We start from the raw sequence: 14,896 nt of genomic DNA, 5'->3' as shown, positions 1-14,896 counted from the left end.
GACCTCTGCTGCCGTGAAAGCGGCAGCAGAGGGCGCTTTTTTCTTCACCCCGAAGTTTCCCGAACGATTTTCTAAAAAACTGTTAAAAAGTTCACAGTTTATTTGACGTTTACGCGTTGGATTGGTATAATTAAAGTGAATTATTTAAGTGATTGAGAACCCGGGTTAGATTTTGCACAGGATTTCGAAACTGAACAGCTTTCTGCTTGGGTTTTATTGTTTCTACAAGTAATTTTTGGGAGGTAGATTTCAATGAAAGTTGCAATTATCATGGGTAGTAATTCTGACTGGCCTGTACTTGAGGCTGCAGAAAAAACTCTGAAGGAGTTTGGCGTTGAAACTGAAGTAGTAGTTGCTTCCGCTCACCGTACTCCGGACGTAGTACAGAACTTTGCTAAGGGTGCCCGTGACCGTGGCGTAGAGGTAATTATTGCCGCAGCCGGCGCAGCTGCTCATCTGGGTGGTTTCATCGCTGCCTTTACTACCGTTCCTGTCATCGGTATTCCTATTAATGCAACACCGTTGGCTGGTATGGATGCACTGCTGAGCTTTGTACAGATGCCTTCCGGTGTACCTGTTGCAACGATGGCTATCAATGGTGCTAAGAATGCTGCATTGTTCGCGATTCAGATTCTTTCAGTCAAATATCCGGAGCTGGTAGAAAAACTGGCAGAGCATCGTGCAACAATGCGTGAAGAAGTAAGAGCTAAGGGTGAAAAGCTGGCTTCCATGCGTGGCGTTCCTGCGCAGGAGTTCAAGGACTTACACCTGTAATAGTGAATAGTGAGTAGTGGATAGTGAATAGAAACTGACTGCTAAACATTAATAACTAATTACTGATTACTGATCACTGATCACTTATAACTAACCACTAATAACTGACAATTGACAACTAAAAACTAAAATTAAGGAGAAAAATTGTGGAGCAGATTTTCGAGGAGCAAAATTTTAGCGAAGACAAGCTGCATGAGGAGTGCGGTGTCTTTGGTATCTTCAGCCATAATGAGGATGTAGCACTCAACACCTATTGGGGCCTGTATGCGCTGCAGCATCGTGGCCAGGAAAGTACCGGTATTGTTGTAACTGATGGCGAGCGTATGAAAATTAAAAAGGGCATGGGTCTGGTTGCCGATGTCTTCAAAGATGGAGTTGCTGATTTGCAGGGCTATGCGGCTATCGGCCACGTACGTTATTCCACCACCGGTGCCAGCATGCCGTATAACATTCAGCCGCTGAAGGTTTATTTTGACGGTGGTAACCTGGCTCTGAGCCATAACGGTAACCTGACTAATGCCGGTCAGCTGCGTGCTAACCTGGCTAAGGAAGGCGCTGTGTTCAACACTACTGTTGACAGTGAGGTTGTATTGAACTTGATTGCCTACAGTGCACGTCCGACTATTGAAGAGCGTGTAGCAGAGGCTGTTAACCAGATTAAGGGTGCTTTTGCTATTCTGCTGATGACTGATAACAAAATTATCGCAGTACGCGATCCCTACGGCTTCCGTCCGCTGGTACTCGGCAAGATGGAAAACGGCTGGTGCGTTGCTTCCGAATCCTGCGCTTTTGACTTGGTTGGTGCAGAGCTGGTACGCGATGTTAAGCCCGGCGAAATGATTATTATCGACAGCGATAACTCCGAACCGCGCAGCATGATGTGGGCTGAAAACAAACCGGCAAAGCCTGCGCACTGTATTTTTGAATATGTTTACTTTGCTCGTAATGACAGTATCATCGACAACCAATCTGTATATGATGCACGTATCCAGATGGGACGCGAGCTGGCTAAGGAAACTCCTGATATTCATCCGGATATCGTTATTTCCGTTCCTGACAGCGGTACTCCGGCGGCAATCGGCTATGCTATGGAGGCCGGTGTTCCCTTCCTGGAAGGTCTTACCAAAAACCGTTATGTAGGCCGTACTTTTATTCAGCCGACGCAAAAGCAACGTGCTAATGCCGTACGTCTGAAGCTGAACCCGGTACGCAGCGTTGTAGAAGGCAAATCTGTTGTCATGGTCGATGACTCCATCGTTCGCGGCACTACCAGCGGCAAGATTGTTAAACTGCTGAAAGAGGCAGGTGCACGTGAAGTGCATGTATGCATTTCTTCTCCCCCGGTAACAGACAGCTGCTACTATGGTATTGATACCTCCGAACGCAAGGAGCTGATTGCGGCACGTTGCACGGAAAATGAAATCTGCCGTTATATTGGGGCAGACAGTCTGCATTATATTTCTCTGGATGGCATGAAACGTGCTATTGATAAAATTGACCCCGAAGGTTTGTGCTGTGCCTGCTTCAGCGCTAAATATCCCGATAACGCAGATAGTGTAATCAAAGCAGAACCTGAAAGCATTATTGAATAACAGGAGGAAGGCTCATGAGCGAGGAAAAGAAACAACTTACTTATGCTGATGCCGGTGTAGATATTGATGCTGGTAATAAAGCAGTAGAATTAATGAAGGACAGCGTACGCGCTACCTACAGACCTGAGGTTATCGGTGACCTGGGCGGTTTCGGCGGCCTGTTTGCTTTAAACAGCGGCAAATACAAGGAGCCTGTGCTCGTCAGCGGTACTGACGGCGTAGGCACTAAACTGAAGCTGGCTTTCATGGCTGATAAGCATGATACTATCGGTCAGGATGCTGTAGCAATGTGCGTCAACGATATCCTGGTACAAGGCGCAGAGCCCTTGTTCTTCCTGGATTACATTGCAGTAGATAAGGTTGATTCCCAAAAGGTTGCCAACATCGTTAAGGGTGTTGCCAATGCCTGCAAGGAAAGCGGCTGTGCTCTTATCGGCGGCGAAACTGCCGAAATGGCCGGCTTCTACTCCAAAGGCGAATACGATATCGCCGGCTTCTGTGTTGGCGTAGTTGAGAAGAGCAAAATGATTACCGGTGACAAGGTTAAGGCCGGCGACGTGCTTTTGGGCCTGCCCTCCAGCGGAGTGCATTCCAACGGCTTCTCCCTCGTGCGCAAAATCTGCTTTGAGGCTATGGGTTATACTATGGATACCGAAGTACCGGAATTTGGCTGCACCTTGGGCGAAAAGCTGCTGACTCCGACTCGTCTGTATCCGAAAACCTGCCTGCCGCTGATTGAAAACTTCGATTTGCACGGTATGGTACATATCACCGGCGGCGGCTTCTATGATAATATTCCCCGCATTCTGCCCGAAGATTGCGATGCTGAGGTAAATGCCGAGGCTTGGGAAGTTCCTGTTGTCTTCAAAAAGCTACAGGAATGGGGCAATGTACCTTGGGCTGAAATGTACCGCACCTTCAACATGGGCGTAGGCATGGTATTGGTTGTTGACCCGTCTGAGGTTGACGCTGTACGCGCTCACCTGAAGGCTGAGGGCGAAACCTTCTATGAGCTGGGCAAGGTTGTTCCCGGACACAAAGAAACGATTATGAAAGGCGGCGTTTTCGGTGCATAAAATCGGCGTACTTGTAAGCGGTCGCGGCAGCAATCTGCAGGCAATTATGGACCGTATCGCTGATGGCTATCTGCCGCTGGAAATTGCGGTTGTAATCAGCGATAAGCCTGATGCTTTTGCTTTGGAGCGTGCGCAAAAGGCCGATATTAAAACCGTTGCCGTAGAGCGTAAGGCTTGCGCTTCCAAAGAAGAATTTGAAGCAAAAATCAACGCTGCTTTAGAAGCAGAGGGCTGCGAGCTAGTAGTTCTCGCAGGCTTTATGCGTATTCTGAGCGCTGATTTCGTAAATAAATGGCAGCATAAGATTATTAACATTCATCCGGCGCTGCTCCCGAGCTTCCCCGGTTTGCACGGCCAGAAGCAGGCTGTGGACTACGGTGTAAAATTCAGCGGCTGCACCGTTCATTTTGTCGATGCAGGCACTGACAGCGGCCCGATTATCCTGCAGAAGGTTGTTCCTGTTATGGATGACGACACCGAGGATACTCTGGCTGACCGTATTCTGGTACAGGAGCATATCGCAATGCCGGAGGCTTTAAAGCTTTGGGCAGAAGGAAAGCTGACAATCGAAGGCAGAAAGGTAAAGGTTAAAGCATGAAAATTAAAAGAGCATTATTAAGCGTTAGTGATAAAACCGGCATTGTAGAGCTGGCAAAATTCCTTAGTGACAACGGCGTAGAAATTATTTCTACCGGCGGCACCATGAAGGCTATTAAGGAAGCAGGCATTCCTGTAACATATGTAAGTGATGTAACCGGCTTCCCGGAAATCATGGATGGCCGTGTAAAAACTCTGAATCCGAAAATTCATGGCGCAATCCTGGCTGTACGCAGCAATCCGGAGCATATGAAGGCTTTGGCTGAGCATGACATCACCCCGATTGACCTGGTTGTAGTTAACCTCTATCCCTTTCGCGAAACTGTTGCCAAACCCGGCGTAACCGAGGCTGAGGCAATTGAAAACATTGATATCGGCGGTCCGGCAATGGTACGTGCCAGCGCTAAAAACTTCAAGGACGTTGTTATCGTAACTTATCCGAGCCGTTACGAAGGCTTAATGGAAATGCTCGCTAAAGAAGGCGACGTTGATGCACGCACCCGTAAGGAGCTGGCATTGGAAGCCTTCACTCATACTGCTGAATACGATGCAATGATCAGCGAATATCTGAAGAAGCAACTGGAGAAATAACCATGAATATTTTATTAATCGGTGGCGGCGGCCGCGAACACGCTTTAGCGTGGAAGCTGGCGCAAAGCCCTAAGGTTGAAAAAATTTATGCTGCTCCCGGCAACCCGGGCATGGCACTGCTGCCTAAATGCGAATGCATTGCTCTGGATGTTGAGAATCTGGAGGGCGTAGCAGATTACGCTGAGGAAAAAAGCATTGACCTGACTGTTGTAGGTCCGGAAGCACCGCTTGTTGCAGGTCTTGCGGACGTTTGCAAACGCCGCGGTCTGCCGGTGTTCGGTCCTTCTAAGGCTGCAGCGCAGCTGGAAGGGTCCAAGGCATTTTCCAAAGAGCTGATGGCAAAATACAATATTCCTACCGCTTTCTTCAAAATTTGCGAGGATATTGAAACCGCTAAGGCTTACGTTGAAGAAAAGGGTGCTCCTATCGTAGTTAAGGCTGATGGTCTTGCAGCTGGCAAGGGTGTTGTCGTTGCTATGACTAAGCAGGAGGCACTTGACGCTATCGACGAAATGATGGCTGACCATAAATTCGGCAATGCAGGCGCACGCCTCGTTCTGGAAGAATACATGGAAGGCGAGGAGGCTTCTCTCCTGGCATTTACCGACGGCAAAACCATTGTGCCGATGATTGCTTCTCAGGACCACAAGCGCGTATTTGACGGTGACGAAGGTCCTAATACCGGCGGTATGGGCACCTATGCTCCCGCTCCGGTTATGACCGACGTATTGCGTTTAAAAGCAACTGAGCTGATTCTGAAACCCGTTATAGCTGCCATTGCAGCAGAAGGCATGCCTTATCAAGGTTGCCTCTATGCTGGCCTGATGATCAAGGGTGACAGCGTGAAGGTTGTAGAGTTCAACTGCCGCTTCGGTGACCCCGAAACTCAGGTAGTATTGCCTCTGCTTGACGGCGATTTGGCTGAAATTATGCTGGCCTGCGCTACCGGTACTCTGAATCAGGTAGACTTCGGCTGGTATGACAAGGCTGCTGTATGCGTAGTAATGGCTTCCGGCGGTTATCCTGAAAGCTATGCTAAGGGCATGGAAATTACTGGTCTGGCTGACGCTGCTGCAGATAAAGACGTTGTTGTATTCCACGCAGGTACAAAGGCTGATGGTGCTAAGGTTCTTACCAACGGCGGACGTGTATTGGGTGTAACTGCCGTAGACGCAAATATCAAGGCTGCACGTGACCGTGCCTATGCTGCTGTAGAAAAAATTAATTTTAATGGCGCTTTTTGCAGAAAAGATATTGCATGGAGAGCCTTAAAGAGGTAAAATAGATAAAATACCTACTCGGACCGCAGAAAAGCAATTTTTTCAAGTAATTATGTTACATGATTAACAATTGCTTTGGCTGTGGTAAACAAAAAATTATTAAGAAAAGGATGATGAAAGAATGGCTTTTTATTATGATGAACCTGCTCACACATTTAGTGAGTACCTGTTAGTTCCCGGTTATTCCTCCGAAAAATGTATCCCCGCCAATGTAGACCTGCGTACGCCGCTGGTTAAATACAAAAAAGGTGAAGAACCGGCAATTACTATGAACATCCCGATGGTTTCTGCTATCATGCAGGCTGTTTCCGGCGAAAAGCTGGCTGTAGCTCTTTCCAAAGAGGGCGGCGTTTCTTTCATCTATGGTTCTCAATCCGTAGAGGACGAAGCTGCTATGGTTGCTCGTGTTAAAGGCTATCGCGCAGGCTTTGTAAGCAGCGACTCCAATATCCGTCCGGACAGCACTCTGGCTGACATCTTGGCACTGAAGGAACGCACCGGTCACTCCACTGTTGCTGTTACCAGCGATGGTACCGCTAACGGCAAGCTGGAAGGCATTGTTACCAGCCGTGACTATCGTCCGAGCCGTATGTCTATGGATGCTAAGGTTCGTGACTTCATGACTCCGATTGATAAAATGGTTTATGCTCCGAAGGATACCACTCTGCAACAGGCTAACGATATCATCTGGGAGAAAAAACTCAACACTCTGCCTATCGTTGACGATGACGGTCGTATGCTGTACATGGTATTCCGTAAAGACTATGCAACTCATAAGGAATATCCGTTAGAGCTGCTGGATAGCAAAAAACGCCACATCGTTGGCGCTGGTATCAACACTCGCGACTATGCTGAGCGTGTTCCCGCATTGATTGATGCAGGTGTTGACGTACTCTGCATTGACTCCTCCGAAGGCTACAGCGCATGGCAGAAAATCACCCTGGACTGGATTCGTGAGCACTACGGTGACAGCGTTAAGGTTGGCGCAGGCAACGTAGTAGATGCTGAAGGCTTCCGCTTCCTGGCTGAGGCTGGCGCTGACTTCATTAAAGTTGGTATCGGCGGCGGTTCCATCTGCATCACCCGTGAGCAAAAAGGTATCGGCCGTGGCCAGGCAACTGCTCTGATTGATGTTTGCAAGGCTCGTGACGAATACTTTGAAGAAACCGGCGTATACATTCCTGTATGCTCCGACGGCGGTATCGTTTATGATTACCACATGACTCTGGCTCTGGCTATGGGCGCTGACTTCATGATGCTTGGCCGTTACTTCGCTCGTTTCGACGAAAGCCCGACCAATAAGGTTAACATTAACGGCACCTACATGAAGGAATATTGGGGTGAAGGCTCCAGCCGTGCACGTAACTGGCAGCGCTATGACATGGGCGGCGCAGCTAAGCTGTCCTTCGAAGAAGGCGTTGACTCCTACGTTCCGTACGCAGGCAGCCTGAAGGATAACGTAAACCTGACCTTGGCTAAGGTTCGTTCCACCATGTGCAACTGCGGTGCTCTGAACATCCGCGAGCTGCAGGAGAAGGCTAAGCTTACTCTGGTTTCCGCAACCAGCCTGGTTGAAGGCGGCGCACATGACGTTATGCTGAAAGAAAACTCCAACAGCAACTATCCTAAATAATTAAATGAACGTAAATGGCAAGCTCTCGAAGAAATTCGAGGGCTTGTTTTTGTATACAAAAAGCTCCCCTGAACGATTCATTCAGGGGAGCCTGTCTGTTTATCAGCGAAGTTTCACTGTTATATTACCTTGTAAAGCTGAAAGCCTTGTGTATCGCAGGAAACCAGCTTGTAGTTGATTCCTTCGCGCAATCCTTCAAAAACTGGAATGTGGTTTTCACCGTGAATGTGGCCGTAGACACAGTGCTGCACGCCGTACCGCAGCATCAGATTAGTAAAGCAGGTGTGCTCCGTGCGTGCAAAGAGCGGCGGATAGTGAAAGGCCGTAATTATCTGCTGCGCCTGCGTTTTATGTGCCTGCTGCAGGGAAAGCTCCAAACGGATAGCTTCGCGGTTATAGATTTTTCTGTCGGCGTCACTGAAGCTTTCGGCTGAGGGCAGCAGCCAGCCGCGGGTGCCGCAGACAGCAATATCTTCTACCATAATGCAGTCATTTTGCAGGAATTCGAAATGAGCGCCGTAACGCTGCTGCATTTTGCTCAGGCTGCTCCACCAGTAATCATGGTTGCCGCGCAGCAGCAGCTTGCGTCCGGGAAGCTGCGCCAGCCAGTCTAAATCCTGTGCCGCTTCCTCAAGTGTCATGGCCCAGGAAATATCACCACAGACAATAACGGTGTCCTGTGCGGTTACGGTGTTTTGCCAATTAGCGGCAATCTTTTCCTTATGGTTGCGCCAATGCTCGCCGAAAATCTCCATTGGCTTGCTTGCCGGTTCGCCTGATAAATGCAGGTCACCGATTGCGTAAATATGCATAATATTATCACCTTTGCGTGTTAAATTCGTTCTTACGCTTTGCTCAGCAGGAAGCGTGCTAATGCCGGGACATCGGCAACATAGTAATCGGCACCTGCCTCCGAGAGCTCCTCGTAGCTGCCGAAGCCGAAGCCTGCGCCGATGCAGGCGATGCCGTTGGCGTGAGCTGCAAGAACGTCTTCACGGCGGTCACCGATAAGTGCTACAGTATTTTTAGCTTCCGGCGTAGTGAGCTGCCATTTTTCCAAAGCGGCGGCAACTACCAAAGCTTTTTTGTCTGTTTTGCCGTCCAGGCTGCAGCCTGTTATATCTTCCAGATAGGGGTTGAAGCCAAAGCGTTCGGCAATTCGCAGTGCAAAAACCTCCGGCTTGGCGGTAGCCATGCCGAGGCGGCGGCCATCCTGCTGCAGGTCAGCCAACAGCTCCATAATACCGGGATAAACCTTGTTTTCCCAGATTCCTATATCAGTGTAGCGTTCACGATATTTTTCTACACCGATTTCAGCCTGCTCTCTGGTCATGCCGTAGTATTTGATAAAGCTGTCGCGAAGGGGCGGGCCGATGAAAACCTCCAGCTTTTTTAAATCAGGCTCCTCAATATTTTGAGCGCGCAATGCGTATTGTACGCATTTGGTGATACCCTCGGCGGAATTTGTCAGGGTACCGTCTAAATCAAAGAGTAAATTTTGAAACATTTATTGCTCCTTATTCGCTTCAATAGAATTTTTTTGGACTTGTATAACTGATTATAACACACTTTAGCAAATTAGTGATACAATAATGGTTATTAGAGACAGATAGATTTCATGAGGGGGAATAAAAAATGACAATTAAGCTTTTTGAAAATAATTCTTTGCTCAAACAGTGCGTGGCGAAGGTTACGGCCTGCACGCCTAAGGATGGCAAATATCTGGTTGAGCTTGACCAGACGGTTTTCTTTCCGGAGGGCGGCGGTCAGCTGAGTGACAGAGGTAATCTGGCTGATGCGGTCGTAAGCCATGTAAGTGAAAAGGATGGTCACATTTACCATGAGTGCGACAAGCCGTTGGAGGTTGGCGCCGAGGCAGAGGCTGTGCTGGACTGGCCTGTGCGTTTGGACAGAATGCAGCAGCATTTGGGCGAGCATCTTTTGTCCTACGCCTGCTGGAAGCTGTTTAAGGCCAACAATATCGGCTTCCATATGAATGAGGACGATGTTTTCATTGACCTTGATAAGGAGCTGACGGACGAGGAGCTGCTGCAGGCAGAATTATATACGAATGAGATTATCTGGGAGAATCGCCCGGTACATATCAGCTATATGGACAGCACAGAGGCTGTCAAGCTGAAGGATAAAATGCGTAAGTTCAACAGCAAGCTGACAGGCACGCTGCGTATCGTTTCCGTTGAGGATGCCGATATCTGTACCTGCTGCGGTACGCATCCTCCGTTTACAGGAATGTTAGGCAGCGTTAAGGTTATCCGCCATGAAAAGCACAAGGGCGGTTGCCGCGTAGAGTTTGTCTGCGGCCGCAGAGCACTGCTTGATGCGGACGCCAAGAACAGCACATTACTTAGCGTCGCTGCAAGTCTTTCCGTAAAGCCTGAGCAGGTACCTGCTGCCGTAAATAAGCAGAAAGCTGATTTGCTTGCACAGCTTGACATTGCCAAGAGCAAGCTGCTGAAGATTGAAGAAGAAAAGTTGCAGGAAACGTATGCTGCTGCACCGGTGAATGCTGATGGAGTAAAGGTTTTGGCTTTGCCTATGGAAGGTCACGATGCCAAGGATATCAAAGCCTTTCTGCCGAAGGTTACTGCCTTGAAAAACACGCTGAGCCTTCTGGTAGCAGTGCAGCCTGAGCGAATCAGCTACGCAGTTGCTTTGGGGGCTGATACTGCAGGCGATTGCCGTAGTGTTATTAAGCTGCTCAACGAAGCCTTTGGCGGCCGTGGCGGCGGCAAGAGCGACTGCGCGCAGGGCGGTGCGGATTATTGCGCCGACTGGCAGGAAAAGCTGCAGAGCGTTGTAGAAAAGTTGAAGTAAAAAGAGCAAAATAAAAAAGACGGTCAAGCGACCGTCTTTTTATTTTCGTCTAAACGTAAGTAATTTTGCTTACAATATAACAAAAGACCGACATTAGAGGTCAATGTCAGCCTTTTGTCAAATAACAACAATCAACAGAGAGGGCTGACACGCGACTGTCAGAGTCTCTCTTTGTCTTTATTATAGCAAATTTACGTGTTCTGTCAAGCTTACAGCTCATTAATCATAGCAATAAGTCTGTCAACCTCTTCGTCTTTGGTTGCCCAGCTGGTGCAGATGCGCACGCTGTAATTGCCGTTCTCCAGGTAAGCAATATGGCTGAGAGCAAATTCCTCGCTCAGCTTTTCAAATTGTGCCGGAGTCATAATCACAAATTGCTGGTTGGTGGGGGATTCGGTAACGAACTTAAAGCCTTTGGCTAACAGTGCATCACGGATTTTCAGCGCCTGCAGTGTGCCTTTACCGCAGATTTTGCTGTAAAGATCATCTTTCATAAGTGCGCCGAACTGTACGCCGAGCAGGCGGCCTTTGGCCATGATGGAACCGCATTGCTTAGCGATGGTGCGGAAGTCGGGCTTGAGTGCATCGTTCAAAATAACAACTGCTTCGCCAAAGAGCAGGCCGCATTTGGTGCCGCCGATATAGAACACGTCGCAGTTTGCTGCCAAATCCGCAGCAGTTATATCGTTGTCGGGAGCGCCGAGAACATAGCCTAAGCGTGCGCCGTCAACAAAGAGGTAAAGACCGCAGTCCTTGCAGGCCTGGTATAAATCCTGCAACTCCTTTTTGCTGTACATGCTGCCGATTTCAGTCGGTTGGGAGATATAAACCATTTTCGGCTGTGCCCAATGCTCACGGCTGGGATCAGTATCGTACATTTTCCATTCGTGGCGGATTTGCTCTGCGGTTAGCTTGCCGTCCTCGCTCGGAAGTGGCAGTACGCGGTGGCCTACATGCTCAATAGCACCGGCCTCATGCGTATTAATATGGCTGGGAACAGCGCCGTAAACAGCCTGATGCGGACGCAAGGCGGCGCAGATAACCGTCAGGTTGGTTTGGGTGCCGCCAACGAGAAAATGTACGTCAGCGTTCGGGCAATCAAAGGCTTTTTTAATCAAAGTGCGCGCTTCGTCGCAGTATGGATCAAGGCCGTAGCCATCGGTCTGCTCCATGTTGGTTTGCACGAGTTTTTCAAGGACTGCAGGATGGCAGCCTTCGGTGTAATCACTGTTAAAACGATAAGTCATTTTAAATCACCCTCAATTTTTAAAATTTATATATGTACTTTGGAGTTTAACTGTGTAAAGGCTCTCCTTGGGGAGAGCCTGTTACCAAAATTCCAAGACCTTCTTATTTCTTGCCTAAAATTTTCTTGCCTACGAATTCATATAACACAGGCAGCAGGGAAAAGACGATGATGCCCAAAGTTACCAGCGTAAAATTATGCTTGATGGCAGGGATGTTGCCGAAGAAGTAACCACCGCCGACGAAGAGAAATACCCACACTACGGCACCGATGACATTGTAATGAGCAAAGGTCAGGTAGTGCATCTTGCTGATGCCGGCAACGAAGGGGGCAAAGGTGCGCACAATCGGCACAAAGCGAGCCAGAAAAATTGCCTTATGACCATGCTTGTCATAAAATGCGCTGGCCTTGTCGACATGCTCCTTCTTAATGATATTCTTCTTAATCATATGTATACCGAGATGCTCGCCTATCATATAATTGCAGGCGTCGCCCAGCACAGCCGAAAGTAAAAAGATGGGCACGATAATTTTTATATCCATGCCTTCGGGTGCGGCAGCGGCAAGGGCGCCACAGGCGAAAAGCAGCGAATCGCCAGGTAAAAACGGGGTGACTACCAGACCGGTTTCGCAGAACACTACCATGAACAGGATGGCGTAAATCAGATGACCGTAGGCCATCATAATTTCCGGCAGATGCTTGTCCAGGTGCAGAATTAAATCGATAAAATACATTGCATATGCTTCCATAAAAATTTCCTTTCTTAATATTGAGTCATATAAAATAATTTTAACACAAAAAACCGAACGTTGTAAGAGAATTTTAAGCCAAAAATGTGATTTTTCCCTTAAATATGTGGTAAAATAGAAGCTATAAGGTTGTAATGTACAAGTTGTAACAATTATTTAGATAAGGAGTGTTTTCTTTGGACCAAGAATTATGTTGGTGTGGCAGCGGTAAAGTATATGCAGATTGCCACAAAATGAATGATGCCAAAATTGCGTTGCTGCAGGCTCAGGGCTGCGAGGTTCCTGACCGCGATATGATTAAAACCCCGGAGCAGATTGCCGGTATCCGTGCAGCCTGCAAAATCAATACCGGTGTATTGGATGAGGTTGCCAAATATATTAAGGCAGGTATGACTACTGCTGATATCGACAGAATCGTTTACGAATATACAGTAGCGCATAACGCTATCCCTGCACCGTTGGGTTATGAGGGCTTCCCGAAGAGCGTGTGTACCTCTATCAATGACCAGGTTTGCCATGGCATTCCCAGCGAGCATGACGTACTGCGCAGCGGTGACATTGTGAATGTAGACGTTTCTACTATCTACAAGGGCTATTATTCTGACGCATCCCGCATGTTTATGATTGGTAAGGTAGCAAAACCGGCTGCAGATCTTGTTGCAATTACCAAGCAATGTCTGCTGCGCGGTATTGAAGCAGCTCAGCCTTGGGGGTTTCTGGGAGATATCGGCGCTGCTGTTTCCAAGCTGGCACATAAGCACGGCTATTCCGTTGTCGAAGAATTCGGCGGCCACGGCGTTGGCGTAGAGTTCCATGAGGATCCGTTCGTCTGCCATGTAGGCAAACGCAAAACCGGTATGGTGCTTGTACCGGGAATGATTTTTACTATTGAGCCGATGATTAACATGGGACACAGAGATATCTTTGTTGACGAAGCCAACAACTGGACTGTTTATACCTGTGACGGCAGTCTTTCCGCTCAATGGGAGCATCAGATTCTGATTACCGAAAACGGTCCGGAGATTTTGAGTTATTAATGGCTTGGCGGCTGTGCAGGCAGCCTTAATCTTTAAATTGCGCCTGAGTCCTGCAGCTTGGGCAAATAGATAGCATAGGAGGCTATAACGAATGACAGACTTTTTGGAAAAAACATTTCGCCTGAAGGAACATCAGACGGATGTCCGCACGGAAATTCTTGCCGGTATCACCACCTTTATGACGATGGCTTATATCTTAGCCGTTAACCCCGGCATTTTAAGTGCTGCCGGGATGGATGCCGGTGCTGTATTTACCGCTACTGCTTTGGGTGCCTGCCTTGGTACTCTGCTGATGGCGCTGTTCTCTAACTATCCCTTTGCCCTGGCTCCCGGTATGGGCCTGAACGCTTTCTTTGCTTATACTGTTGTAGGACAGATGGGTTACAGCTGGCAGGTTGCGCTGGCTGCTGTTTTTGTTGAAGGTGTTCTGTTCATCGTCCTGTCGTTGACTAAGGTGCGCGAGGCATTGTTCAACTCCATTCCGCCTGCGTTGAAGTTTGGTGTTACCAGCGGCATCGGTCTGTTCATCACCTTTATCGGCCTGCAGAATTCCAAGCTCGTTGTTGCCGGACCGACTCTTGTTGGCCTGTATCCGTTTAAGGCTGCTTTGGCAGACGGCACCTTCTGGTCCACCGGTATCGGTGCTTTGCTGGCACTTATCGGTATTCTGCTGACTGCGGTAATGATGACGAAAAAGGTTCCCGGCGGTATCCTCGTAGGTATTCTGGTTACCTGGGGCTTAGGCATGATTTGCGAGCTGACCGGTATTTATGTACCGAATCCGAAGCTCGGCATGTTCTCCGTTATGCCCAGCTTTGCTAACGGCATTTCCGTTCCCAGCCTGGCACCGACATTCATGCAGCTGGACTTTAGTGCTATCTTCACCTTTAATTTCATTACAATCATGCTTTCCTTCATGTTTGTAGATTTGTTTGATACTCTCGGCACTCTGATCGGTGTTGCTTCCAAAGCTAAAATGCTGGACAAGGACGGCAAGCTGCCGAAGATTGAAGGCGCTCTGCTGGCTGACTCCATCGCTACTACCGGTGGTGCGTTGCTGGGTACTTCCACCGTTACTACCTTCGTAGAAAGCAGCGCCGGCGTTGCTGTCGGCGGCCGTACAGGTCTTACTTCTGTTACTGCAGCTGTTCTCTTCTTCCTCAGCTTGTTCTTCGCACCTATCTTCCTGGCAATTCCTGCCTTCGCTACCGCTCCGGCACTGGTAATTGTAGGCTTTTTGATGGTAAGCAGCCTGCTGAATGTAGACTTTGACGATATGACTGAAGCTATTCCTGCTTTTATCGCAGCAGTAGCAATGCCTTTCATGTATTCCATTTCCGAAGGTATTTCCATGGGCGTTATCTCCTATGTGGCAATTAACCTGCTCAGCGGTGAATACAAAAACAAAAAAACCAGCTGGATTGTATATGTGCTGGCAGTAATCTTTATCCTGAAATATATTTACGTGTAAAAGGATTGAGGTAAT

Annotated in this window: 14 protein-coding genes; 10 read left to right on the top strand and 4 right to left on the bottom strand. The window is 48.4% G+C overall.

The annotated features are described in order from the left end of the window. Positions 1–252: 252 nt before the first annotated feature. The 7 genes from purE (at position 253) to BN587_RS06225 (ending at position 7,543) form a co-directional block, all read left to right on the top strand. Positions 253–774 (top strand): 5-(carboxyamino)imidazole ribonucleotide mutase, encoded by a 522-nt coding sequence (gene purE / locus BN587_RS06255; RefSeq protein ID WP_009146062.1) that lies wholly within the window; start codon positions 253–255, stop codon positions 772–774. 146 nt (positions 775–920) lie between these two features. After that, complete coding sequence (gene purF, locus BN587_RS06250) at positions 921–2,366, top strand: amidophosphoribosyltransferase (RefSeq protein ID WP_021720288.1); 1,446 nt, start codon at positions 921–923, stop codon at positions 2,364–2,366. Positions 2,367–2,380: 14 nt separating this feature from the next. Further along, entirely contained in the window at positions 2,381–3,442 is a 1,062-nt protein-coding gene (gene purM, locus BN587_RS06245) for a phosphoribosylformylglycinamidine cyclo-ligase (RefSeq protein WP_021720287.1), read from the top strand. After that, a complete protein-coding gene (purN, locus tag BN587_RS06240) occupies positions 3,435–4,040 on the top strand; it encodes a phosphoribosylglycinamide formyltransferase (protein ID WP_009146065.1) in 606 nt (201 codons plus the stop codon). Before purM ends, purN begins: the two co-directional genes overlap by 8 nt. Then, a complete protein-coding gene (locus BN587_RS06235) occupies positions 4,037–4,630 on the top strand; it encodes an mGS-like domain protein (protein ID WP_021720286.1) in 594 nt (197 codons plus the stop codon). Before purN ends, BN587_RS06235 begins: the two co-directional genes overlap by 4 nt. A 2-nt stretch (positions 4,631–4,632) precedes the next feature. After that, positions 4,633–5,910, top strand: a complete 1,278-nt coding sequence (gene purD, locus BN587_RS06230) for a phosphoribosylamine--glycine ligase (protein WP_021720285.1) — start codon at positions 4,633–4,635, stop codon at positions 5,908–5,910. Positions 5,911–6,031: 121 nt separating this feature from the next. Further along, positions 6,032–7,543, top strand: coding sequence for an IMP dehydrogenase (locus BN587_RS06225; RefSeq protein WP_009146068.1), 1,512 nt, complete (start codon positions 6,032–6,034; stop codon positions 7,541–7,543). A gap of 119 nt (positions 7,544–7,662) precedes the next feature. On the opposite strand, the gene BN587_RS06220 is transcribed toward BN587_RS06225, so the two are convergent. After that, positions 7,663–8,355: a metallophosphoesterase gene (locus BN587_RS06220; protein WP_021720284.1), complete on the bottom strand. Its 693-nt coding sequence runs from the start codon at positions 8,353–8,355 to the stop codon at positions 7,663–7,665. Positions 8,356–8,387: 32 nt separating this feature from the next. After that, positions 8,388–9,050, bottom strand: coding sequence for an HAD hydrolase-like protein (locus tag BN587_RS06215; protein WP_021720283.1), 663 nt, complete (start codon positions 9,048–9,050; stop codon positions 8,388–8,390). Positions 9,051–9,178: 128 nt separating this feature from the next. Here BN587_RS06215 and BN587_RS06210 point away from each other — a divergent pair, with 128 nt between their 5' ends. Then, positions 9,179–10,378, top strand: a complete 1,200-nt coding sequence (locus BN587_RS06210; protein ID WP_021720282.1) for an alanyl-tRNA editing protein — start codon at positions 9,179–9,181, stop codon at positions 10,376–10,378. A 209-nt stretch (positions 10,379–10,587) separates the two neighbouring features. On the opposite strand, the gene BN587_RS06205 is transcribed toward BN587_RS06210, so the two are convergent. Beyond that, on the bottom strand, positions 10,588–11,625 hold the full coding sequence (locus BN587_RS06205; RefSeq protein WP_021720281.1) for a threonine aldolase family protein: 1,038 nt from the start codon (positions 11,623–11,625) through the stop codon (positions 10,588–10,590). A 103-nt stretch (positions 11,626–11,728) separates the two neighbouring features. Continuing rightward, entirely contained in the window at positions 11,729–12,373 is a 645-nt protein-coding gene (locus BN587_RS06200) for a DedA family protein (protein WP_021720280.1), read from the bottom strand. A gap of 176 nt (positions 12,374–12,549) precedes the next feature. On the opposite strand from BN587_RS06200, the gene BN587_RS06195 reads away from it, so the two are divergent. After that, positions 12,550–13,410, top strand: coding sequence for a methionyl aminopeptidase (locus tag BN587_RS06195; RefSeq protein ID WP_021720279.1), 861 nt, complete (start codon positions 12,550–12,552; stop codon positions 13,408–13,410). A 91-nt stretch (positions 13,411–13,501) separates the two neighbouring features. Further along, entirely contained in the window at positions 13,502–14,881 is a 1,380-nt protein-coding gene (locus BN587_RS06190) for an NCS2 family permease (RefSeq protein ID WP_021720278.1), read from the top strand. The last annotated feature ends 15 nt before the right edge of the window (positions 14,882–14,896 follow it).

Origin of the sequence: Phascolarctobacterium succinatutens CAG:287, from assembly GCF_000434895.1 — a bacterium.
Classification (GTDB): domain Bacteria; phylum Bacillota; class Negativicutes; order Acidaminococcales; family Acidaminococcaceae; genus Phascolarctobacterium_A; species Phascolarctobacterium_A succinatutens_A.
Note: the sequence above shows the minus strand (reverse complement) of the source record. Positions and strands in the feature narration are given on the sequence as shown.